Source organism: Comamonas sp., from assembly GCF_036643215.1.
In the GTDB taxonomy this organism is placed as follows: Bacteria; Pseudomonadota; Gammaproteobacteria; order Burkholderiales; family Burkholderiaceae_C; genus Comamonas.
Window position 1 is genome coordinate 91,317 of sequence record NZ_JAVXSJ010000006.1, and the last position, 21,410, is coordinate 112,726.

General features: G+C 60.1%; 18 protein-coding genes. 12 read left to right on the plus strand and 6 right to left on the minus strand.

Annotated elements, in window-relative coordinates; all coding sequences use genetic code 11:
* Positions 1-130: 130 nt before the first annotated feature.
* The 8 genes from RSF91_RS06425 (at position 131) to RSF91_RS06460 (ending at position 8,925) form a co-directional block, all read left to right on the plus strand.
* Positions 131-958 carry a TatD family hydrolase gene (locus RSF91_RS06425; RefSeq protein ID WP_332567630.1) on the plus strand — a complete coding sequence of 276 codons (828 nt, stop codon included), beginning with the start codon at positions 131-133 and terminating at the stop codon, positions 956-958.
* A 105-nt stretch (positions 959-1,063) separates the two neighbouring features.
* Positions 1,064-1,594: a DNA-deoxyinosine glycosylase gene (locus tag RSF91_RS06430; protein ID WP_332567631.1), complete on the plus strand. Its 531-nt coding sequence runs from the start codon at positions 1,064-1,066 to the stop codon at positions 1,592-1,594.
* A gap of 15 nt (positions 1,595-1,609) precedes the next feature.
* Positions 1,610-2,473, plus strand: a complete 864-nt coding sequence (locus tag RSF91_RS06435) for a spermidine synthase (RefSeq protein ID WP_332567632.1) — start codon at positions 1,610-1,612, stop codon at positions 2,471-2,473.
* 89 nt (positions 2,474-2,562) lie between these two features.
* Positions 2,563-4,365: a GspE/PulE family protein gene (locus tag RSF91_RS06440; protein ID WP_332567633.1), complete on the plus strand. Its 1,803-nt coding sequence runs from the start codon at positions 2,563-2,565 to the stop codon at positions 4,363-4,365.
* A gap of 210 nt (positions 4,366-4,575) precedes the next feature.
* Entirely contained in the window at positions 4,576-5,064 is a 489-nt protein-coding gene (locus RSF91_RS06445; protein WP_332567634.1) for a tripartite tricarboxylate transporter TctB family protein, read from the plus strand.
* A gap of 15 nt (positions 5,065-5,079) precedes the next feature.
* On the plus strand, positions 5,080-6,591 hold the full coding sequence (locus tag RSF91_RS06450) for a tripartite tricarboxylate transporter permease (protein WP_332567635.1): 1,512 nt from the start codon (positions 5,080-5,082) through the stop codon (positions 6,589-6,591).
* Between the two features lie 126 nt (positions 6,592-6,717).
* Positions 6,718-8,025 (plus strand): DUF3422 family protein, encoded by a 1,308-nt coding sequence (locus RSF91_RS06455; RefSeq protein WP_332567636.1) that lies wholly within the window; start codon positions 6,718-6,720, stop codon positions 8,023-8,025.
* A gap of 102 nt (positions 8,026-8,127) precedes the next feature.
* The gene (locus RSF91_RS06460; RefSeq protein WP_332567637.1) at positions 8,128-8,925 is read left to right on the plus strand and encodes an SDR family oxidoreductase; all 798 of its coding nucleotides are present in this window, start codon (positions 8,128-8,130) and stop codon (positions 8,923-8,925) included.
* Positions 8,926-8,986: 61 nt separating this feature from the next.
* On the opposite strand, the gene RSF91_RS06465 is transcribed toward RSF91_RS06460, so the two are convergent.
* A complete protein-coding gene (locus RSF91_RS06465) occupies positions 8,987-9,886 on the minus strand; it encodes a DMT family transporter (protein WP_332567638.1) in 900 nt (299 codons plus the stop codon).
* 151 nt (positions 9,887-10,037) lie between these two features.
* Here RSF91_RS06465 and RSF91_RS06470 point away from each other — a divergent pair, with 151 nt between their 5' ends.
* Together RSF91_RS06470 and RSF91_RS06475 are read left to right on the plus strand one after the other, a co-directional pair.
* Complete coding sequence (locus RSF91_RS06470) at positions 10,038-10,841, plus strand: NUDIX hydrolase (protein WP_332567639.1); 804 nt, start codon at positions 10,038-10,040, stop codon at positions 10,839-10,841.
* Between the two features lie 57 nt (positions 10,842-10,898).
* Complete coding sequence (locus RSF91_RS06475; RefSeq protein ID WP_332567640.1) at positions 10,899-11,798, plus strand: DUF5672 family protein; 900 nt, start codon at positions 10,899-10,901, stop codon at positions 11,796-11,798.
* Here the strand turns inward: RSF91_RS06475 and RSF91_RS06480 are convergent.
* The 3 genes from RSF91_RS06480 to phnA all read right to left on the minus strand — a co-directional run bounded on the left by RSF91_RS06480 (position 11,795) and on the right by phnA (position 16,016).
* On the minus strand, positions 11,795-13,459 hold the full coding sequence (locus RSF91_RS06480) for a Na/Pi cotransporter family protein (protein WP_332567641.1): 1,665 nt from the start codon (positions 13,457-13,459) through the stop codon (positions 11,795-11,797). The genes RSF91_RS06475 and RSF91_RS06480 overlap by 4 nt on opposite strands.
* Before the next feature lie 161 nt (positions 13,460-13,620).
* On the minus strand, positions 13,621-14,619 hold the full coding sequence (locus RSF91_RS06485) for a Bug family tripartite tricarboxylate transporter substrate binding protein (RefSeq protein ID WP_332567642.1): 999 nt from the start codon (positions 14,617-14,619) through the stop codon (positions 13,621-13,623).
* Between the two features lie 134 nt (positions 14,620-14,753).
* Complete coding sequence (gene phnA / locus RSF91_RS06490; protein ID WP_332567643.1) at positions 14,754-16,016, minus strand: phosphonoacetate hydrolase; 1,263 nt, start codon at positions 16,014-16,016, stop codon at positions 14,754-14,756.
* Between the two features lie 118 nt (positions 16,017-16,134).
* Here phnA and RSF91_RS06495 point away from each other — a divergent pair, with 118 nt between their 5' ends.
* Together RSF91_RS06495 and RSF91_RS06500 are read left to right on the plus strand one after the other, a co-directional pair.
* Positions 16,135-17,025, plus strand: coding sequence for a LysR substrate-binding domain-containing protein (locus tag RSF91_RS06495; protein ID WP_332567644.1), 891 nt, complete (start codon positions 16,135-16,137; stop codon positions 17,023-17,025).
* Positions 17,026-17,114: 89 nt separating this feature from the next.
* A complete protein-coding gene (locus RSF91_RS06500; protein ID WP_332567645.1) occupies positions 17,115-17,837 on the plus strand; it encodes a hypothetical protein in 723 nt (240 codons plus the stop codon).
* Positions 17,838-17,914: 77 nt separating this feature from the next.
* On the opposite strand, the gene lspA is transcribed toward RSF91_RS06500, so the two are convergent.
* Entirely contained in the window at positions 17,915-18,427 is a 513-nt protein-coding gene (gene lspA / locus RSF91_RS06505) for a signal peptidase II (RefSeq protein ID WP_332567646.1), read from the minus strand.
* 117 nt (positions 18,428-18,544) lie between these two features.
* Complete coding sequence (ileS, locus tag RSF91_RS06510) at positions 18,545-21,400, minus strand: isoleucine--tRNA ligase (RefSeq protein ID WP_332567647.1); 2,856 nt, start codon at positions 21,398-21,400, stop codon at positions 18,545-18,547.
* Positions 21,401-21,410: the final 10 nt, after the last annotated feature.

The following is a 21,410-nucleotide window of genomic DNA, read 5'->3' on the forward strand; positions in this document are numbered from 1 at the left end:
AGTTGCCTAATGTTTTATTTGTTTCAATGTGTTTCGAGTAGGACAAGATTGGATGTTGCTTGTAGGCTTACACCGACTCGCCTCAAATGGCATCGCAATGCAGGCGCATGAGTCGGTGCATGATGCGCAAATGACGACCTGGATAGATACCCACTGCCACCTGGACGCCGCCGAATTCGCGCCCGACCGCGATGCCGTGCGGGCTGCCGCCAGCGCAGCGGGTGTGAGTCATCTGGTGATTCCTGCTGTGCAGCGCAGCCACTGGCAGGAGGTGATTGCGCTGGCGCACCGCCATGGCGACAGCTATGCGCTGGGCATACACCCGCTGTTTACGCCGGGCGCAGATGAGTCCGATATTGCAGCGCTGCGCGAGTTGCTGATGCAGCAGCGTGATGACCCGCATCTGGTGGCTGTGGGCGAGATCGGGCTGGATTTTTTTGTTCCGGGTCTGGATGCGGACCGGCAGATCTGGTTTTACGAGCAGCAAATCAAGCTGGCACGCGAGTTTGATTTGCCCGTCATCTTGCATGTGCGCAAAAGCAGCGACCGCCTGCTCAAGACCTTGCGTGCGAATAAAGTGGTGGGCGGTATTGCCCATGCTTTCAACGGCAGCGCCCAGCAGGCACAGGCATTTATCGATTTGGGCTTCAAACTGGGTTTTGGTGGTGCTGTGACTTATGACAGAGCACTCAAACTGCGCGAAATGGCTGCCAGTCTGCCGCTGGATGCACTGGTGCTGGAGACCGATGCGCCTGACATCCCCCCGCACTGGCTCTACACCACGGCAGAGCAGCGTATTGCTGGCCAGCCGCAAGGCCGCAACAGCTCGGCTGAGCTGCCGCGCATTGCAGCCGAAGTGGCGCAGTTGCGCGGTATCAGCGCTGCTGAGTTGGCGCAGGCCAGCACGGCCAATGCACGTTCGGCGCTCAAAGGCCTGCCTGCACTGCCGCTGGCATAGTTCAAGCCAAAACGAGGCCTGGCCCTTGCAGATCAAGCGCTAGCTGCTCATTTTTTGAATAGCAGTGTGCAGCGCACGCTGATGGCGGGTGGGCGACAATAAGGCATGACTGAGGATTCTTCTGCAACCCAGACTGGCACGCGCTGGCAGGGGCTGGCTGCGGTGGCCGATGCACGCACGCGTGCGCTGGTGCTGGGCAGCTTCCCCGGACTGAAATCGCTGGAACAAGCGCAGTATTACGCCCATCCGCAAAACCAGCTCTGGCCGCTGCTGCAGGCCCTGTGGCCGCAATATGCACAGCCGCCGCGCGATGACTATGCGGGCCGCTGTGAATGGCTGCTGGCACGCGGGCTGGGCTTGTGGGATGTGTACGCCAGCTGCGAGCGAGAAGGCAGTCTGGATAGTGCCATTCGCGCAGCTCAGGTCAACGACTTTGCAGGGCTGCGCCAGCGCTGCCCGGATCTGAAACTGGCATTGCACAACGGCGCAGAGAGCTATAAGCACGCGCGCCAGACCGAGGCGCTGGGGCTGACGGCTTTGAAGCTGCCATCTACCAGCCCGGCGCATGCCAGTTGGTCATTCGATAAAAAACTGCAGGCCTGGCGCGACGCGCTGGCGGCCCATGGCCTGCTTTGAAGATTGGTGTGAAACGTGATTCGTAAAACCCGTGGCGGCGCAAAGCCCGCGCAAGACAAGAATGCTGCCAGCGTGCAGGAGCTGCCCGAAGTCAGCGTCTCTGACGACGGCGATATCCGCTATCTGCATCTGGGAACGCCCTGGGTCCAGGGCTCGATGCGTATTCGCGACCCGTTCGATATCGATCTGGAATATGTGCAGCGCATGATGGGCTGGCTGCTGTTCACCGACCCGGCAAGCGTGCCTGAAAAGCACGCCATGCAGCTGGGTCTGGGTGCTGCAGCCATCACCAAGTTCTGCCACAAAAAACTGCGCATGAAGACCACGGCTATTGAGCTGAACCCGCAGGTGCTGGCCGTGTGCCGCAGCTGGTTCAAACTCCCGCCCGACAGCAGCACTTTGAAGGTGGTGCTGGCCGATGCGGCGCTGGAGATCAAGAAGAGCGAATGGCATGGCAGCGTAGATGCGCTGGCCGTGGACTTGTACGACCACGAGGCCGCGGCACCCGTGCTCGATAGTGCCGAGTTTTATGCCGATTGCCGTAACTTGCTGACCGAAGACGGCATCATGACGGTCAACCTGTTCGGTCGCTCGTCGAGCTTTGACAAGAGTCTTGACCAGATGGCGCAGGCCTTTGGTGAAGATGCGCTCTGGGCCTTTCGCCCCACGCGTGAGGGCAACACCGTGGTGCTGGCCCAGCGCACGCCGCGCATGCTGGATAGCGCCGAGCTGGAGGCAGCCTGCGATCAGGTTCAGGCCCGCTGGGACCTGCCAACCCTGCGCTGGTCCAAAGTGTTTGTGCCTGCACGCGATGCCGAAGCTGGCACCAAGACGGCCAAGGCCAAAGTCGCGCGCATCAGCCGCACCAAGGCAGAGTGATTGCCGTTGTGCTGCAGCGTTGCCGCCCAGCAGTGAGGCGCTGACTCAGGACGGTTACATTGAAGGCAGTTTTATCGACGCAGCCTGCCATGTCCCTGACTGAATCCATTTTTCCCCTGCCCATCAAGCCAGCCCGCTACGAAGGTCCGCTGGACTGGCGCATGCTGGTGCGCTGGCTGCAGGATGATGGTGTCATTACCGCACAGGAGGCTGAGCGCACAGTGATGCGTTGCTCTGCCGCTGAAAGCGCACAACTGCCGCTGGTGCGATTGGCCAATGTGGGCGTGGTCAGCGCGCAGACGTTGAAGCCGCTGGATCTTGAAACCCTGACCCAGTACCTGGCCCAGCGCAGTGGTCTGGCGTATCTGCGCATTGACCCGTTGCGGGTGGATGTGGGCCGCGTGGGCGAGGCCATGAGCGCCAGCTATGCGGAGCGCCACAAGGTGCTGCCCGTGCAGGTGACATCCAAGGAAGTGGTGATTGCCACGGCCGAGCCCTTTATTACCGACTGGGTGGGCGAGGTAGAGCGCCAGGCCCGCCGCAGCGTGCGCTGCGTGGTGGCCAACCCGCTGGATATCAAGCGCTATACGGCTGAGTTTTTTGCACTGGCCAAGTCTGTGCGTGCGGCTGAAAAAGCCGGGGGTGCCACAGGCGGCGCGAGCTTTGAGCAGTTGGTAGAGCTTGGCAAGAGCAGCAAGCAACTGGATGCGAACGACCAAGGTGTGGTCAAGGTGGTGGACTGGCTGTGGCAATACGCGTTTGATCAGCGCGCCAGCGATATTCACCTGGAGCCGCGGCGCGAGCAGGGCGTGATTCGTTTCCGTATCGATGGCGTGCTGCACCCTGTCTATCAAATGCCCATGGGCGTGCTCAATGCCATGGTGGCGCGGGTCAAACTGCTGGGCCGCATGGATGTGGTGGAAAAGCGCCGCCCGCTGGATGGCCGGATCAAGACCCGCAACCCGCGCGGCGAAGAAGTGGAAATGCGCCTTTCCACGCTGCCCACGGCTTTTGGCGAGAAGATGGTGATGCGCATCTTTGACCCCGAAAATACCGTTAAAAATCTCGATGCACTGGGCTTCAGCGCCCATGATGCGCAGCGCTGGGAAGACCTGGTCAAGCGCCCGCACGGCATTATTCTGGTGACCGGGCCTACTGGCTCGGGAAAAACCACCACGCTGTACTCCACGCTCAAGCGCGTTGCGACCGAAGAGGTCAATGTCAGCACGGTGGAAGACCCCATCGAAATGATCGAGCCCAGCTTCAACCAGACCCAGGTTCAGCCCCAGCTCGACTTCACCTTCACCGAAGGCTTGCGCGCACTGATGCGCCAGGACCCGGACATCATCATGGTGGGGGAAATTCGAGACCTCGCTACGGCTGAGATGGCCGTGCAGGCGGCGTTGACGGGGCATCTGGTGTTCTCCACCCTGCACACCAACGATGCACCCAGTGCCGTCAGCCGCTTGATGGAGCTGGGTGTGCCTTCTTATCTGATTAACGCCACCTTGCTGGGCGTGCTGGCCCAGCGGCTGGTGCGCACGCTATGCGTCAGCTGCAAGGTGCGCGATGAAGCAGCGGCCCCCGATGAACTGGCCGAAAGCGTCAAGCCGTGGAAGCTGACCGGTAGCTACCAGCCCTTCAAGCCCGTGGGCTGTGAAGATTGCCGCATGACCGGCTATCGCGGCCGTATGGGCCTGTATGAGCTGCTGATTGTGAGCGAGGGCCTGAAAAAGCAGATTCACGACGCGCCATCCATGGACGTTTTACGCCGTCAGGCCGTGCAGGACGGCATGCGCCCGCTGCGTCTGGCTGGTGCTTTACGTGTGGCCGAAGGCATCACCACCTTGCCCGAAGTGCTGGCCTGCACGCCGCTGATGAGCGAAATCTGACGATTCAAGCTCGCGAATACGTTTTGAGTGTGAGCGCCTGCTTTTTGTCTTGCGCAGACCAATCAAGCAGCACTTTTATGCCGTGTATGCGGGTAATGTGTACAAAACGTCATCCATAGGGTAAGCCCTTTGTAGGTGGAATCCACATCAATTTGGCATTTGTAAGAAACGAGAATCGCCAAGTCGTGATTTCCGTAAGGGGACATTTTTGTGAAAATCAAGAGCCAAAAAGACTTTTTCTCCGGTCTGATGTTCTTGGTCGTCGGACTCGCATTTGCGATCGGCGCATCCAACTACACCATTGGTACTGGCGCACGTATGGGCCCCGGTTACTTTCCGCTGATTCTGGGTGTACTTATGTCCATCCTGGGTACAGCCATCTGCGTAGGCGGCCTGACAAAGGGCCCCTCTGATGGCGACAAGATTGGAAAGTGGGCCTGGAAGCCTGTGTTCTTCGTGCTGGCTGCCAACTTTGCCTTCGGCATTTTGTTGGTGGGCGTGCCTGCTGTGGGTATCCCTCAGTTCGGTCTGATCATCGCTATCTACGCGCTGGTCTTCATCGCCAGCATGGCTGGACAGACTTTCAATATCAAGGAAACAGCTGTTCTGGCCACCGTTCTGGCCGTGGGTAGCTATTTCGCTTTCGTGTGGGCGCTGAATCTGCAGTTCCCCGTGTGGCCTAGCTTCATCGCTGGCTAACCAGGAGCATCGTCCATGGATCTGATTAATAACTTGTCGATAGGTTTTGGCGTGGCTTTCACGTTCCAGAACCTGATCTACTGCTTTGTGGGCTGTCTGCTCGGTACGCTGATTGGCGTGTTGCCAGGCATCGGCCCAGTGGCGACCATCGCCATGCTGCTGCCCGCAACTTACGCTCTGCCCCCTGTGGCGGCGCTGATCATGCTGGCCGGTATTTACTACGGTGCCCAGTACGGTGGCTCCACCACCGCCATTTTGGTGAATCTGCCAGGTGAGTCCTCGTCTGTGGTGACCGTGATTGACGGCTACCAGATGGCCCGAAAAGGCCGGGCGGGTCCAGCGCTTGCAGCTGCCGGTATCGGCTCCTTCTTCGCAGGTTGCGTGGGCACCATCATCTTGGCTGCCTTCGCTCCTCCGCTGACTGAAGTGGCTTTCAAGTTCGGCCCTGCCGAGTACTTCTCGCTGATGACCCTGGGTCTGATCGGTGCTGTGGTGCTGGCTTCCGGCTCGCTGCTCAAGGCGATCGCCATGATCGTGCTGGGTCTGCTGCTGGGCATGGTTGGTACGGACGTGAACTCCGGCGTGGCTCGTTACAGCTTTGACATTCCTGAACTGACTGACGGTATCGACTTTGTCGTGATCGCCATGGGTGTGTTCGGTTACGGCGAAATTATTGCCAACCTGTCCAAGCCCGACGACGAACGCGAAGTGTTCGCCGCCAAGGTGACGGGTCTGATGCCTACGGCTGAAGACTTCAAGCGCATGATTCCTGCCATGCTGCGCGGTACAGCTCTGGGCTCGGCCCTGGGTATCTTGCCCGGTGGCGGTGCCATGCTGTCGGCCTTTGCTGCCTACACCATCGAAAAGAAGACCAAGCTGAAGCCCGGCGAAGTTCCTTTCGGTCAAGGCAACATCCGTGGTGTGTGCGCTCCTGAGTCGGCTAACAATGCCGGTTCGCAGACTTCGTTCATTCCTCTGCTGACTCTGGGTATCCCCCCCAACGCCGTGATGGCGCTGATGGTGGGTGCCATGACGATTCACAACATCCAGCCCGGCCCTCAGGTGATGACCAGCAACCCAGAACTGTTCTGGGGTCTGATTGCCTCCATGTGGATTGGTAACTTGATGCTGATCATCTTGAACCTGCCGCTGATCGGCGTCTGGATCAAGCTGCTGACTGTGCCTTACCGCTGGTTGTTCCCCTCCATCGTGTTGTTCTGCGCTATCGGCGTGTACGGTACCAACAACAATGCATGGGACGTGTGGATGGTCGGTATCTTCGGTTTCATCGGCTATGTGTTCCACAAGCTGGGTACCGAACCTGCACCGCTGCTGCTGGGCTTCATTCTGGGCCCGATGATGGAAGAAAACCTGCGCCGCGCTCTGCTGCTGTCGCGTGGTGACTGGTCCGTGTTTGTGACACGTCCTATCTCCGCCTGCTTGCTGGCCGCTGCTGTGGTTCTGCTGGTCATCGTTCTGATGCCTGCAGTGAAGAACAAGCGTGAAGAAGCTTTCGTGGAAGACTAAGGTCTTGCCTGACTGCTGAATCAAGTTTGAAGCGGCCCGAAAGGGCCGCTTTTTTTATCTGGGGACTTTTGCTCGGGAAAATACGGATTCGGGCTGCAAAATAGCTGCAGTTACTGGAAAGATTGCATGGCCTTGTCTTTATTGCCCGCGCAGCACCCTCAGCGGGTCTTGCTGCACAACGAAATCCACGCCCGTCCTGCGGAAATCATGCAGGCGCCGCTGGCCATCACGCATATCGTGATGTTGACTGACGCTGCCCAGCGCGAGGCCAGCCGCGAGCATGTGGCGGCATTGCTGCGCAACCACCACCGCCCCTTGCCCGATGCGGCCACCACCCATGTGCTGATTGACTTGGGCGCATTTCACCTGCGCTGGGAGCAGCACACCGAATTTGTGGCCTGGACCTTCACCACGCCCATGGCGCAAGCCGCCGTGGCCGATGTGCGTGAGCCCGAAACAGCCATTGATGCCGTGCCGCAAGACTGGGTGGCGAGTTTGCCCGGCCAGTGCCTAAGCAGCCTGCACCTGTGGGCGCTGAACGAGCAGGATGTGGATGCGCAGCACCTGATTCGCCACATGCTGCATGCCGATACCCTTGTCGGCTCGCGCGTGTCGGGCGATGCAGGTTCTATCTATACCGACTTTGCCATCCACCCCGATGGTTTCTCGCGCATGTTGCTGCTGGCGGGCGCCAGCTTGACGCCACGCCGTCTGGGGCGGCTGGTGCAGCGTGTGCTCGAGATTGAAACCTACCGCATGGCCGCGTTGCTGGGTCTGCCCGCTGCGCGCCAGGCCGCCGCAGTGCTGGCGACGGCAGAGCGTGAATTGGCCGAGCTGGCTCATGCCATTCGCGCCGCAGACCGTGATGCCGAGCCTGCTTTGCTGGATCGTCTGACGCGTCTGGCCGGTCAGGTCGAGAGCGAATATGCAGCCACGCATTCGCGTTTTTCGGCCAGCTCAGCCTACTTTGAGCTGGTGGATCGCCGCATTCAGGAGATTCAGGAAACCCGGCTGAGTGGCATTCAGACCATTCGTGAGTTCATGGATAGACGGCTGACGCCCGCCCGCGCGACCTGTGAGTGGGCCACGCGTCGCCAGAATGCGCTGTCTGAACGGGTCTCCCGCGTCAGCAGTCTGCTGCGCACGCGTGTCGAGATTGAGCAGCAGCAAAGCAGCCAGGAACTGCTGGGCACCATGAATGACCGCCAGGGCACGCAGCTCAAGCTGCAGTCCACGGTGGAAGGTTTGTCCGTTGCTGCGATTACCTACTACATCACCGGTCTCATCAGCTATCTGGCCAAGGGCGCTCAAAAGCTGGGCTGGCCCTGGTCGCCTGAATCGACTGCGGCCGTGGCCATTCCGGTGGTGGCCTTTTGCGTCTGGTGGTCGCTGCGCAGGCTGCACCACAAGCTGTTTCATGGGCGTCAATCATGAAATTGACCGCTAGCGCTTTATTGATAAGCGCTAGCAGCTATAGATTTTGATAATTCCGGGCTGGCATTGCCCGGTCTGATAACTGTGTGAAAGGACTTTGAAATGGACTTTGGTATCACCGGCCGCTGGGCACTGGTCTGCGGCGCCAGCAAGGGCTTGGGTTTTGGCTGCGCCAAGGCTTTGGCTGAAGAAGGCGTGAATCTGGTTATCAACGGCAGAAATCCCGAAGCACTGCAGACCGCCGTGCAAAAACTGCAAGCCATTGCTCCGCAGATCAAGGTGATCGGCGTGGCAGAGGATATCACCACCCCTGAAGGCCGCACCGCCGTGTTTGAAGCCGCTGGCGGCCCGGGCAAGGACTACGACATTGTCGTGACCAATGCTGGTGGCCCGCCCACAGGTGACTTCCGCACCTGGGACCGCGAAGCATGGATCAAGGCGGTGGACGCCAATATGCTGACCCCCATTGAGCTGATCAAGGCCACGGTGGACGGTATGGCCGAGCGCGGCTTTGGCCGCATTGTCAACATCACCTCCAGTGCGGTGAAGGCGCCCATCGACATTCTGGGCCTGTCCAACGGCGCACGCAGCGGCCTGACGGGCTTTGTGGCGGGTCTGGCTCGCTCGGGTATTGCCGCCAAGGGCGTGACCATCAACAACATCCTGCCTGGCAAGTTTGATACCGACCGTCTGGTGGCCACCCATCAGGCAGCGGCGGCCAAGACTGGCCAGGCGCTGGATGCGGTTCGTCAGGCTCAGGCTGCGCAAATCCCGGCCAAGCGCTTTGGCACGGCCGAAGAGTTTGGCGCGATCTGCGCCTTCCTCTGCAGCCGTCAGGCTGGCTATATGACGGGTCAGAACCTTCTGCCCGACGGTGGCCTGTACCCTGGTACTTATTGATCGTTCATTGATCGCATCTGAAAAGCCTCGCATTGCGGGGCTTTTTTATGGCGATTGCTGCTTATTTGCGGGATGAAACCACGATGCCGGCCACGATTAATACAAAGGCTATGCCGTGATAGAGATGCGGCGTTTCGCCCAGCACGGGAATGGAGAGCAGGGCCGTAAACAGCGGGATGAGATTGCCAAAGAAGCCTGCAATGGCTGGCGTGGAGCGCTGCACGCCCATGCCCCAGAAGCGGTAGGCCAGAATGGCCGGGCCTATGGCAATAAAGAGCAAAGTGCCAAGCAGCGACCAGCCCACCACAAAGCGAAAGCCGCCCAGAGCGGCTTCAGCCCCCGTAAAAAGGCCAGACCAGAGCAGCCCGAACAGAATCTGCGCCAACAGAAAACTGGCCCAGTGCGACTTCACTTCCTGCGGCCCGGTGCTGCGCGACAGCAGCCAGGTGTAGAAAGCCCAGGCAATCGTGGCCAGCACCATGAATAAGTCGCCCGCCACAAAGCGCAGGTTCATCAGCGTTTGCAGATCACCGCGCGACATGACCACCACAACGCCCAGCACAGACAGCAGGGCGCCGCTCATCTGCTTGCGGCTGATAGGAGTCCCCCAGCACAGGCGGCCAATCGCCAGCATCCACACCGGCATGCTGGAGCCAACCAGCGTCACGTTGAGCGGCGTAGAAGTCTTGAGTGCCAGATACAGCAAGGCGTTGTAGCAGCCAATGCCCAGCAGACCCAGCAACATGTACTGGCGCCACAGCGGCCAGATGGGGCTGTCTTTGCGTAGCACCCGCCAGGCCAGTGGCAGCAGCAGGACAAAGGCGATGCACCAGCGAAAGAAATTCAGCGCAAATGGCGAGATCAGGTCTTGGGCGAGTCGACCCACAATCGCATTACCGGCCCACAGCGCAGGAGCCAGACTGAGCATGGCGACTGTGGAGGGTTTCAGGGAAGAATTCATGGAGAGCCACTGTAACGCGGTGGTCACGGGTGCTGAGACATATACGTACCCAGATGGTGTTTGGCAGGGGATGGATATCAGTCATCAATGGTGATGCAAGACATGGCGCTTTGCGAAAGCTTGTGACAATGAGCGGCATTGGAGATTGGCAATGAAGCAAGAAACATCGGCTTGGCTGCAGACGCAGCGCCTGCTGGCCCATCAGCTGCCTGAGAGACCCAGGCATGGGCTGTCTGTAGAGGGTGAGCTGATCGGGAGCATCGAGGAGTCATTGGTCCTGCAACTGGGCGCTGATGCGCTCAATCAGTACGGCTTGAGTCTTCACTGGCGCAACGACACCTGGGTTCTGGATGGGCAGGCTGATTGCACGCTCAGGCTCAATCAACTGGCCCAACTTATGCGTGCGAAAGGGTTGGCCGGAGCCTGGCGCGATGAGCAACTGCTTGTTTGCAATGCGGCTGGGCTGAAGATTGCCACGATTGAGCGCGGTGCCGTGCGGCCGCTGGGCATAGCCACGCGTGCGGTGCATCTGGTTGGCTACGGTGAGGACGGCGCGCTCTGGGTACAGCAGCGCTCAGAAGACAAGGCCAACAACCCCGGCATGTGGGACACCTTGATGGGCGGCATGGTCTCTGCCGAAGACAGCCTGCCCGAGGCACTGGCGCGTGAGACCTGGGAAGAGGCGGGTCTGCACGTGACCGAGCTGGCGCAGGTCACACACGGCGGACTCATCGAATTTTCCAGACCCAGTGATGAGGCTGAAGGCCAAGGCTATATGGTCGAGCGCATAGATTGGTTCTCGGCGCTGGTGCCTGATGTGCTGCAGCCTGTGAATCAGGATGGCGAGGTGCAACGCTTTGAGAGGCTGACTTTGAGTGCGCTGGAAGACTGGCTGGTGCAGGGGCGCTTTACGCCCGAGGCATCGCTGGTGCTGGCGAGCTATATGGGCTGGTAGCCACAGCCGCAGTTTCCCCGTTTCCTGCGAGGGGTGAAATCGTCACAATGCCTGTTCATGCCAGAGCCTACCTATATCTCCGCAGAATCTGCGCGCCGAATCACGATTGTCTCCGTCACAGGCTTGCCTGATGCAAAGGCCGCTGGCTGGGCCCTAGCCTTGAGTCAGGCGCAAATGCCCGGTTGCAGGGCACTGCTGTGCAGTCCCGTCAGGCCCGCAGACTTACCGTCATCCGTGGAGCATCGCGCTATCGCGCCTATGGACTATCAGGGCTATAGCTGGTTCATGCTGTTCATGCTCTGGCGCGTGATCGAGACCGACTTTGCGCTGGTCGTGCAAGACGACGGCTGGGTGCTGGATGGCCGACTCTGGCGCGATGACTATCTGTACTACGACTACATTGGCGCGCCTGTGCATCTGGCCCGTGTCTACAGCCGTGATGGCGATTACTGGAGCCGTCGCTTTGAGTGGGCATATGGCGTGCCAGAAGGGCATCAGGCTGTGCCTGTGCTCAATGGGGGCTTCAGTTTGCGCAGCCGCAAGCTGATGCGCGTGTTTGCTGAGAATCCATCGCTGCGGGTGGAAGTTTCTGCGCCAGACTGGTTTTCCGATTCACTGTTGCAGTTTGGCTGGGCTGGCGATGTGCTCAATGAGGACGTGCAGCTGAGCGGCGTTTTACGCCCGCAACTGGAAGCGCTGGGCCTGCGTTTTGCGCCTCTTGATGTGGCACTTGGTTTTGCGATTGAGAATGCAAGCCCCTTGCACTCAGGTGTCGATGCATTGCGGATTTTTGGACATCATTCGCGTAACCGGCAACTGGCATCACTGCACCCACTGACAGTTCGCAGCCATTGCTCACGTGCAGACATGGAAAACATGTATGGCGAGCCTGACCTGATGCGGATGATGGAAGCGCGTGGCTACCATGTTCGCTATGCCGAGTCAGGCAACGCTTAACGCTGAGTGTCCGTAATGACAGGCTTCAAGCGATTGGGTGCCAGCGCCCCAGCCTGCTCCAGAATGGGATACGCGACCGAGCACAGCAGGGAGTTGATGCGCTTCAAGTCGCTGATCATGTCGATATGCAGCGAGCTGGTTTCGATGCTGTTGACGGTGTGCTGCGACAGGCGCTCTAGGTGGGTGGCGGAGTAGGCCAGTTCCAGGTCGCGAAAGCGTGCTTTTTCTTCCAGCAGCTTCTGCGCTTCACGCACATTGCCGTTGAGGAAGACGCTCATGGCAAGGCGCAGGTTATCCAGCAGGTGCTGGGTCAGTTCGTGAATTTCCTGCATACCGGCCTGCGAGAACTTGCGGCCCTTTTTGATCTTTTTGTCTTCCAGGTCCAGCAGCACACGCTCGATGATGTCCCCGATCTGCTCCATATTGATGGTGAAGCTGATGATTTCTGTCCAGCGCTGACCTTCTCGCTCGTCCAGTTCGGCGCGCGAAATCTTGGTCATGTAGTACTTGATGGCGGAGTACAAATCGTCCACCGTACCTTCAAGGTTGCGCACTTCTTCGGAGAGTTTGAGGTCATCGGTCTCGGCCACTTTTTGCAGGCCGATCAGCATGGATTCGATCATGTCAGCCTGATGCAGCGACTCACGCACGGCGCAGGTAATGGCCAATGATGGGGTGGAGAGCGCAGAAGGGTCCAGGTGGCGGGGCCGAAGCAGCGTAGAGGTGCTTTCATCCTCAGGCTTGGGCAGGATGGCCGTGACCCAGCGGGCGACCACCTGGGTCAAGCCAATAAAGCACAGGCTGTTGAAGATGTTGAAGGCCAGATGGAACATCACCACGTTCTGGCCGCCATTGGGCAGGTATACCTCCACGTATTGCGTCCATAGCCCGATGAAGGGCGCAACAATGGCCACGCCCATGATCTTGAACAGCAGATTGCCGATGGTGACCTGGCGCTCTTCCACCGCAGACTTGGCTGTGGTGATCGCTGCGACCAGACCGCTGCCCAGGTTGGCGCCCAGCGTCAGGCCCAGCGCCACATCAATGGGAATGGCGCCTGAGCTTGCCATGGCGGCAATCAGTAGCACCACGGCCAGACTGGAGTAGGACACCACGGCCAGCACAGCACCTAGCAGCAGCTCCATGAAGAGATCGCTGCTGACGGAAGCCAGCAGGGTGCGCACGGCAGGCGCTTGCAGCAAGGGCTCGGTCGCCTCGACCACCAGACGCAGGGCCAGCAGCATCAGGCCCAGACCAATCAGCACGCGGCCAATGCGGCCAGGTTTGGAGTCTTTGCGCGTGATGTAGAGCAGCACGCCGACAAAAATAAACAGGGGCGATAGCCACGACAGATCGGCCGAGAACAGCACGGCCATCATGGCGGTGCCTACGTCGGCGCCGCGCATGACAGCAAGCGCTGATGGCAAAGTGATCAGGCCCTGACCCACGAAGGACGAGGTCATGAGCGATGTGGCTGTGCTGGACTGCACCAGAGCGGTGACACCCATGCCCGAGAGCGCTGCCGAAAAACGGTTGCTCATGCTGCGAGCAAGGATGTTGCGCAGGTTTGCGCCAAAGACCTGCAGAACACCGGTGCGAACCATCTGAGAGCCCCAGATCAACAGGGCAATGGCTGCTAAAAGATTCAGTAAATGCTTCATGTGCTATTGCGGAGAAGCGGTCAAATATACCTCTGACTGATGAGCCGCATTGGTATCAATGATTCCAAAACGTACATGTCAGTGCGAATTAAGGGTAAGCATAGGCGCGAAAGTGTGCGTTTGGTACCGAATCAGAGGCATTGACTGGGTTTGTCCCCGTATTAATCGAGTTTTACCTGGGCAGAGCGCACCACATCGCCCCAGGATTTGAACTCCTGAGATAGAAAACGTGCAAATTCGGCGCTGCTTCCACCAGCAGGCTCGGCCCCGTCGGCTACCAAGGCGGCGTTGACGGCGGGCGTTGCCAGAGTCTGCTGAGTTGCCTGATTGAGTTTTTCCAATACGTCGCGGGGTGTGCCTGCTGGGGCGACCAGTCCTGCCCAGGAGGTCACGACGAATTGCGAAAGGCCTTCCTCCTGCAAGGTCGGTAGCTCGGGTGCCGCAGTCGAGCGTGCACTGGAGGAGACTGCCAAGGGCTTGAGCTTACCGCCCTTGGTCTGGCCTATGGCGCTGGGAATGGTTTCAAAAGCGAACTGTGCCTCGTTGGCCATGACCGCCAGCAATGCCGGGCTGCCGCCCTTGTAAGGCACATGCTGCAGATTGGCACCGGTGCGCGCCTTGAACATCTCGCCTGCCAGATGCGCTGGCGAGCCACTGCCGGCAGAGCTGAAGAAGCTTTGCTGATCACTCTTCTTGACGTAAGCAATCAGTTCCTGCACCGAGTTGACCTTGAGCTGCGGAGCCACCACCAGCAGCAGCGGATATTTGGCAACCAGAGAGATGGGCTCAAAGCTTTTGACGGGATCGAAGCGCAGCTTGGAATAAATATGTGGATTGATGGCCTGGCTGCTCAATGTGGTCATGAACAAGGTATAGCCATCGGCCGGCGCACCGGCCACGACTTCGGCGGCCAGATTGCCGGCTGCTCCGGGCCGGTTTTCCACCACGACGGATTGACCCAGTAGCTCGCCCATGCGCTTGCTCATCACTCTGGCCAGCTTGTCGGTGGAGCCGCCGGCCGCAAAGCCCACGACGATGCGCACTGGTTTGCTGGGGAAGCCTTGCGCTTGCACCTGGCCTGAAAAGGCTGCGAGCATCAGCAAGGTGCCAAAAAGCGGTTTGAAGGAACGGGAGTGGCTTGGATGCAGTGGGTTTTTCATCATGGGCTCCTGGGGCATTGCAGCAGGGGCGCTGCATTTTTTGTAGAGGGCTAGCGCGAAAAAAGGGCGAGCAACTCCGCGCCGCACCAGTTGGACTGCTGGTGCTGCGGGGGATGGCTGTGGGGAGGGAGGGCTTAGATCAGCGCAGCGTGCTGCTGCGGTGCGGCCGAGGCCGCAGGCACTGGCAGGTGATTGAGTGCCAGTTGCAGGACATCAAAATTGCGCAGGCGACGCGCCGGGATGTCCTTGAGGGGGCGGTTGAACAGCAGAGGCACGGCTTGTTCCGACAGGCCTCCGTGTGAGCGCAGCGGCACCGTCAGTCCCGAGAGATCGTGCTTGCTGGCGCTGGTACCCAGCACGGCCAGGCGGTGGGCCAGCACCACCAGATCGCCGATGCGGTCCGGCGGCAGCTCAAAGCGTGCCGCTGCGGTGGCGCGGTCCAGCACTTCTTCAACCTCGGGAATGCCTCTCAGCGCATCGACCACCGCCTGCTGCGCCGTACCGTTTTTCAGATACACCGTGGCATAGGAGCCCAGCGCGCCGTGGTGGACCACATAGGGGTCGGTGATGGGCAGCAGCACGCGGGCGCTGTTTGCTCCAAGCTGAGCATCCAGCACATCCTGCAAGAAAGCGACTTGCGGGCGGCCCAGTGCATCGGTTTTGGCATTCATGCCATGGTCGGCCGTGATGGCGATGACAGCGCCCATGGCGTCAAGTTCGCCCAGGTAGCGGTCCATCATGGCGTAGAAGGCATTGGCTTCATCTGTGCCCGGTGCATGCTTGTGCTGCACGTAGTCGGTGGTGGACAGATACATGAGATCGGGCCGCTCGCTGCGCATCAGCATGGTGCCTGCGGCAAAGACGAATTCCGAGAGATCGGCGCTGTAGACCGAAGGCAGGGGCAGGCCGACGCGAGTGAGCAACTGGTCTATGCCGTTCACTTCCATGCAGGCTTTGTCCGCATGCTCGGCCGAGAAGCAGATGCCGCTGAGGCCGTTACCCAGCAAGGCACGCAGTTTGTCCTTGGCGGTTACCACGGCCACCTTCAGGCCTTGCTCGGCCATGGCGGCCAGCACGGTGGGGGCACGCAGATAGCGGGCGTCGTTCATCAGCACTTCGGCGTCTTGTTCGGTGTCGTAGAAATAGTTGCCGCAGATGCCGTGCACGCTGGGCGGTGTGCCGGTGACGATGGAGAGATTGTTGGGATTGGTGAAGGAGGGCATGACGCAGTCCCCCGAGAGCACCGCGCCCTTCTTCAGCAAGCTGGCAAAGAACGGTGCCACGCCGGCCTGCACGGCCTGGTTGATGTACTCCTGCTCGCAGCCGTCGATGCAGACGATGACGGTGGGTGAGGCAGGCAGCTGATAGCTGCGTTGGTTGATGTGTAGGTGTTTCATGCCTTGCAGCTTAGGCAGTGCGCTCTGTGAACACTATCGACAAATAGTGCGATAGGCGTGATAAAAGATCACGGATAAAGTCACTTAGCTTTCATCAAAGCCTTATCCACTACGCCCCATGCCACATCAACTTCCCCCTTTGCATGCCTTGCGCGTGTTCGAAGTCGCAGCCCGGGCCAACAGCTTTACCGAGGCGGGTAAGGAGCTGCACCTGACCCATGGCGCCGTCAGCCGCCAGATTGCGCTGCTGGAGGCCGCGCTGGGCCAGTCCTTGTTTCGCAAAGAAGGCCAGCGTATGGTGGCCACACCGCATGCCAAGGCGTTTGCACGCGAGATCAGCCAGGCGTTTGACCATATCGGCGATGCGGCCCGGCGCTACGGCAAGCGGGCGACGGAGAAGGTCATACGCGTTAACGCCCCGGCCACCATGGCCATGCGCTGGCTGATTCCGCGTCTGGCGGCTTTTCATGCGCTGTACCGGGGCATCGAGGTGCGCGTTTCCACTGCCTTCAGCACCGAGCCGGCGCTCAAGGGCAGCTTTGACGTGGCAATCCGCCGCGGCCCTATCGAGGCCGGCCAGTACGAGGTGCTGCCGCTCTATACCGAGGTCAACACCGTGATCGTCAGCCCGGCGCTGTGGCAGCAAAAGCCGCTCAAGTCCGCCAAGGATCTGGCTAAGACCATCTGGCTGGCGGCGGAGACCCGGCCCGGGGATTGGGAAACCTGGTTGCAGATGGCTGGTCAGCCTGATCTGCGGCCCGTGCAGGTGCTGCGTTTCGACCATTTCTTCGTCAGCCTGCAGGCGGTGATGGACGGGCTGGGCTACGGCGTGGGGCCGCTGCCGACCTTGAGCAACGATATCCAGCAGCAACGCCTGCTGGCGCCTTTTCCCGAAGTCACCATGCGCGGCAGCAGCTTTCAAGCCCTGGTGCCGCTGGACTCGGACAAGCCGCGCCACCTTCGTCAGTTTCTGGACTGGCTGCAGGCTCAGGCCGATGCCAAGCCTTGAATACGTGAAAAACTCCTTGTGAGGCAGAGCCTCCATTGCAAGAATATCCAGGCGTTGCCTATGCGGCTTGTCATCAAAACGGGTTCTCCATGATTCCTGCTGTTCCAGGTGCTGCCGTTGCAGGCCTTTTCTTGTTGCTGCTGGCGCTATTGCTGGCTGTCGGTTTGCTGGGCTGGTGGGGCTGGCGGCTGTGGCATGAGCGGCGCGGCACGCCAAGGCCGCCGCTTGCGGTGTGGCAATGGATTGTGGCCGTGGTTTTGTCCGTGCTGCCCATATCGACAGGGGTGATGCTGGTGCAGATGGCGTTGAGTCAGCGCTATGCCGATGCGCAGATTGCCGAGCAGGAGCGGCTGATGAACATTACGCTGACTCGCGCGGTGGTCTGGGGTGATATCACCGTGCCGGCGGGCAGTCATGTGCATCGCGATATGCCGGAAGGCGGCGTGGAGCGCGCTGACGGCCAGCCCGACTTGCGGGCGGTGCAGGACATCCGCTTTCCCGTGCCGGTAGAGGTGGGCGGGCTATGGGTCAATGCCCTGAGCCTGACGGGCCAGCTGACTCTGGAGTTGTCCAGGCCGCAGCAGTTTGCGGCGCGTGAGGGGCGGCCTGCCGAGGATTGTGCGGCGGGGTATATGGTGCAGTTCAATGCCAGGCAAGAGCGTGACCCCTTTGTCATCCCCGAGAAAGCACAGACGCTGACGCTGGCCGACTGGGTGCGGGATACCTGCTATCAAACCAACCCCATTTCGGTGCGTTACTGGAAGGATGGGCAACTGGTCTGGGCCAATACTCCCGAGTACGAGATGCCATAAAAAAGCCGCAGACCCAGTGGGTTGCGGCTTTTAAAAGATAGCGGCTAGCGCTTATGGGATGTAGGTTTAGCCTATTTTCAGGCTTGATTCTTGGCACGCCTCGCGCGCAGGATTTCATCCAGAATCAGCAAAATAGCGCCTAGCGTGATGGCCATATCTGCCACGTTGAAGGCTGGGAAGTGGCTGCGGCCCCAGAAGAAGTCCAGAAAGTCCACCACATAGCCGTGCTGAAGGCGGTCAACCACGTTGCCAATGGCGCCGCCCAGAATGCTGGACAGCGACAGGCAGAACATTTTCTCGTTGGGGTTCTTGCGCAACTGCCAGACGATGAGCACGGTGGCGATGACGCCAATGCCCACAAACAACCAGCGCTGCCAGCCGCTGCCATCTGCCAGAAAGGAGAAGGCTGCGCCCGTGTTGTGCGCACGCACGATGTTGAAGAAGCTGGCGACGGGCGTCCAGTCCCCAAGCTGGTAATGGGCCAGGATGATCTGCTTGGTGATCTGGTCCACGCCGATGATGACAAGCGCCCACAAAAGCCAGGGCCAGATTCGGCCAAAGCCTGCGGAAGATGTCTGGGTGTTGCTCATGACAGCTCTTTGCTAATGTTTTTTGATAGCGGCTAGCGCCTGATTTAAAAAGGTTTCAGTATGGTTTGATGCTGAAAGAGACTGCCAGCAGGCGCTGGCAGCTCACTTTTTAAGTGCTTAGGCCTTGGTGCGCACTTCACCATCGCCATGCAGATTGCTGTCGCAACGGCCGCACAGAGTGGGGTACTCGGGGTTCACGCCCACGTCTTCGCGGTAGTGCCAGCAGCGCTCGCACTTGGCGTTCTCGCTCACCTTGACCGTGGTTTGCAATGCATCCCCAGCCACCGCGTTGGCGGCGGAGGTGATGAAGACAAACTTCAGGTCATCCGCCAGCGATTGCAGCAAAGCCAGGTCTTCGGGCTGTGCGGACAGGGTGATTTCGGCTTGCAGGGACGAGCCCAGCTTGCCGTCGGCGCGCACGTTCTCGATGTCCTTGTTGACCACGTTGCGGATTTCGCACAGACGCGTCCACTTGGCCAGCAGGGCTTCGTCGCCTTCGGGCAGATCGGTGAACTTCTCCAGGAAGATGGTTTCGCCGTTGCCAAAAATCTTCCATGCTTCTTCGGCTGTGAAGGACAGGAACGGAGCCATCCAGCGCAGCAGCGCGTGGGTGATCTGGTGCAGCGCGGTCTGGGCCGAGCGGCGGGCCAGGCTCTTGGGCGCGCTGGTGTACAGGCGATCCTTGAGCACGTCCAGGTAGAAACCGCCCAGATCTTCCGAGCAGAACAGCTGAATCTTGGCGACCACGGGGTGGAACTCATAGACCTGATAGTGGCCGATGATTTCCTTTTGCAGCTGCGCAGCACGGGCCAGCGCGTACTGGTCGATCTCCAGCATGTCGCCATAGGCAACAGCATCGGTGGTCACGTCAAAGTCGCTGACGTTGGCCAGCAAGAAGCGCAGCGTGTTGCGGATGCGGCGGTAGCCATCCACCACGCGGGCCAGAATCTTGTCGTCGATACCCAGATCGCCCGAGTAATCGGTCGCAGCGACCCACAGGCGGATGATTTCAGCGCCCATCTTGTTGCTGACGTCTTGTGGCGCCACGGTGTTGCCCACGGACTTGGACATCTTCTTGCCCTGACCGTCCACGGTGAAACCATGGGTCAGCAGGCCCTTGTACGGGGCACGGCCAAAGATGGCCGAGGCCAGCAGCAGCGAAGAGTGGAACCAGCCGCGGTGCTGATCGTGACCTTCCAGGTACAGATCGGCTTCTGGGCCCTGGTCGTGGTGCATGTCGTTGTGCGTGCCGCGCATCACGTGCCAGAAGGTGCTGCCAGAGTCGAACCACACTTCCAGAATGTCGGTGCTCTTGGTGTATTGCTTGGCTTCTTCAACGCCCAAGATTTCTTCGGTGGTCACGCGGCTCCAGGCCTCGATGCCGCCTTGCTCGATCATGTCGGCCGCCTGGTCGATGATCTCCATGGTGCGCGGGTGCAGAGCGCCCGTGTCCACGTGCAGGAAGAAGGGGATGGGCACGCCCCACGAACGCTGGCGCGAGATGCACCAGTCGGGACGACCGGCGATCATGGAACGCAGGCGATCCTGGCCATTTTCGGGGTAGAAATTGGTCTGCTCGATGGCGTCCAGCGCGATCTGGCGCAGAGTCTTTTCGGGCTTCTGGGCGGGGTCGGTGAACACGCCTTCGCCTTCATCCATGCGGATGAACCATTGCGCTGCAGCGCGGTAGATGACGGGCGTCTTGTGGCGCCAGCAATGGGGGTAGCTGTGCTCCAGGCTGGTGGTGTCCATCAGGCGGTTGGCGACCTTCAGCGCATCCAGAATGACGGGCACGGCCTTCCAGATGTACTGACCGCCGAACATGGGCAGATCAGCTGCGTACACGCCATTGCCTTGCACGGGGTTCAGGATGTCCTTGTAGTCCATGCCATTGTTGACACAGCTGTTGAAGTCATCCACGCCGTAGGCAGGGGCCGAGTGCACGATACCGGTGCCGTCGTCCGCCGTGGCGTAGTCGGCCAGGTACACGGGCGAGATGCGGTCAAAACCCTTGTCCACATGGGCCAGCGGGTGCTTGAAGGGCATGTGGTCCAGCGCCTTGCCCTGGGCCGTGGCCAGAACAGTGCCTTCCAGCTTCCAGCGAGTCAGGCATTTTTCGACCAGGGCCGAGGCCACGATCAGCAGGCCGCGCTCGGTGTCGACCAGGCTGTATTCCAGATCGGGGTTGACGTTCAGCGCCTGGTTGGCGGGGATGGTCCAGGCCGTGGTCGTCCAGATGACGATGAAGGCTTCCTTGTTCAGCTGGGGCAGGCCAAAGGCTGCTGCCAGCTTGGCAGGCTCGGCAGCGGGGAACATCACGTCCAGGGTCTGGCTCTGCTTGTCCTGGTATTCGATTTCGAATTCGGCCAGCGACGAGGCGCAGTCAAAGCACCAGTACACGGGCTTGAGGCCGCGGTACACAAAACCACGCTCCATCACCTTCTTCAAGGCGCGCAGCTCCAGCGCCTCGTTGGCGTAGTTCATGGTCTTGTAGGGGTGGTCCCAGTCGGCCAGCACGCCCAGGCGCTTGAAGTCCACCATCTGCTGGGCGATCTGCTCGGTGGCAAAGGCGCGGCTCTTGGCCTGCATCTCGTCGCGGGGCAGGTTGCGGCCATGCAGCTTTTCGATGGCGTTTTCGATGGGCAGACCGTGGCAGTCCCAGCCGGGCACGTAGCGCGCGTCAAAACCTTCCAGCTGGCGGCTCTTGACGATCATGTCCTTCAGGATTTTGTTCACGGCATGGCCGATGTGGATCTTGCCGTTGGCGTAGGGAGGGCCGTCATGCAGGATGAACATGGGCGCGCCCTTGCGTGCCACGCGCAGCTTTTGATAGGTGCCCTGATCTTCCCACTCCTTGGCCCATGCCGGCTCGCGCTTGGGCAGGTCGCCGCGCATGGGGAAGGGGGTGTCGGGCATGTTCAGCGTGGCGCGATAGACGGACGCTTCGGGCTTGTTGGACTTCGAATCAGACATGGGAAACCTT

Bases quoted from the DNA above. Each gene is read 5' to 3' on its own strand.
- RSF91_RS06425 (WP_332567630.1), top strand. From the start codon at position 131: ATGACGACCTGGATAGATACCCACTGCCACCTGGACGCCGCCGAATTC.
- RSF91_RS06430 (WP_332567631.1), top strand. From the start codon at position 1,064: ATGACTGAGGATTCTTCTGCAACCCAGACTGGCACGCGCTGGCAGGGG.
- RSF91_RS06440 (WP_332567633.1), top strand. From the start codon at position 2,563: ATGTCCCTGACTGAATCCATTTTTCCCCTGCCCATCAAGCCAGCCCGC.
- RSF91_RS06450 (WP_332567635.1), top strand. From the start codon at position 5,080: ATGGATCTGATTAATAACTTGTCGATAGGTTTTGGCGTGGCTTTCACG.
- RSF91_RS06455 (WP_332567636.1), top strand. From the start codon at position 6,718: ATGGCCTTGTCTTTATTGCCCGCGCAGCACCCTCAGCGGGTCTTGCTG.
- RSF91_RS06460 (WP_332567637.1), top strand. From the start codon at position 8,128: ATGGACTTTGGTATCACCGGCCGCTGGGCACTGGTCTGCGGCGCCAGC.
- RSF91_RS06465 (WP_332567638.1), bottom strand. From the start codon at position 9,886: ATGAATTCTTCCCTGAAACCCTCCACAGTCGCCATGCTCAGTCTGGCT.
- RSF91_RS06470 (WP_332567639.1), top strand. From the start codon at position 10,038: ATGAAGCAAGAAACATCGGCTTGGCTGCAGACGCAGCGCCTGCTGGCC.
- RSF91_RS06475 (WP_332567640.1), top strand. From the start codon at position 10,899: ATGCCAGAGCCTACCTATATCTCCGCAGAATCTGCGCGCCGAATCACG.
- RSF91_RS06480 (WP_332567641.1), bottom strand. From the start codon at position 13,459: ATGAAGCATTTACTGAATCTTTTAGCAGCCATTGCCCTGTTGATCTGG.
- RSF91_RS06485 (WP_332567642.1), bottom strand. From the start codon at position 14,619: ATGAAAAACCCACTGCATCCAAGCCACTCCCGTTCCTTCAAACCGCTT.
- phnA (WP_332567643.1), bottom strand. From the start codon at position 16,016: ATGAAACACCTACACATCAACCAACGCAGCTATCAGCTGCCTGCCTCA.
- RSF91_RS06495 (WP_332567644.1), top strand. From the start codon at position 16,135: ATGCCACATCAACTTCCCCCTTTGCATGCCTTGCGCGTGTTCGAAGTC.
- RSF91_RS06500 (WP_332567645.1), top strand. From the start codon at position 17,115: ATGATTCCTGCTGTTCCAGGTGCTGCCGTTGCAGGCCTTTTCTTGTTG.
- lspA (WP_332567646.1), bottom strand. From the start codon at position 18,427: ATGAGCAACACCCAGACATCTTCCGCAGGCTTTGGCCGAATCTGGCCC.
- ileS (WP_332567647.1), bottom strand. From the start codon at position 21,400: ATGTCTGATTCGAAGTCCAACAAGCCCGAAGCGTCCGTCTATCGCGCC.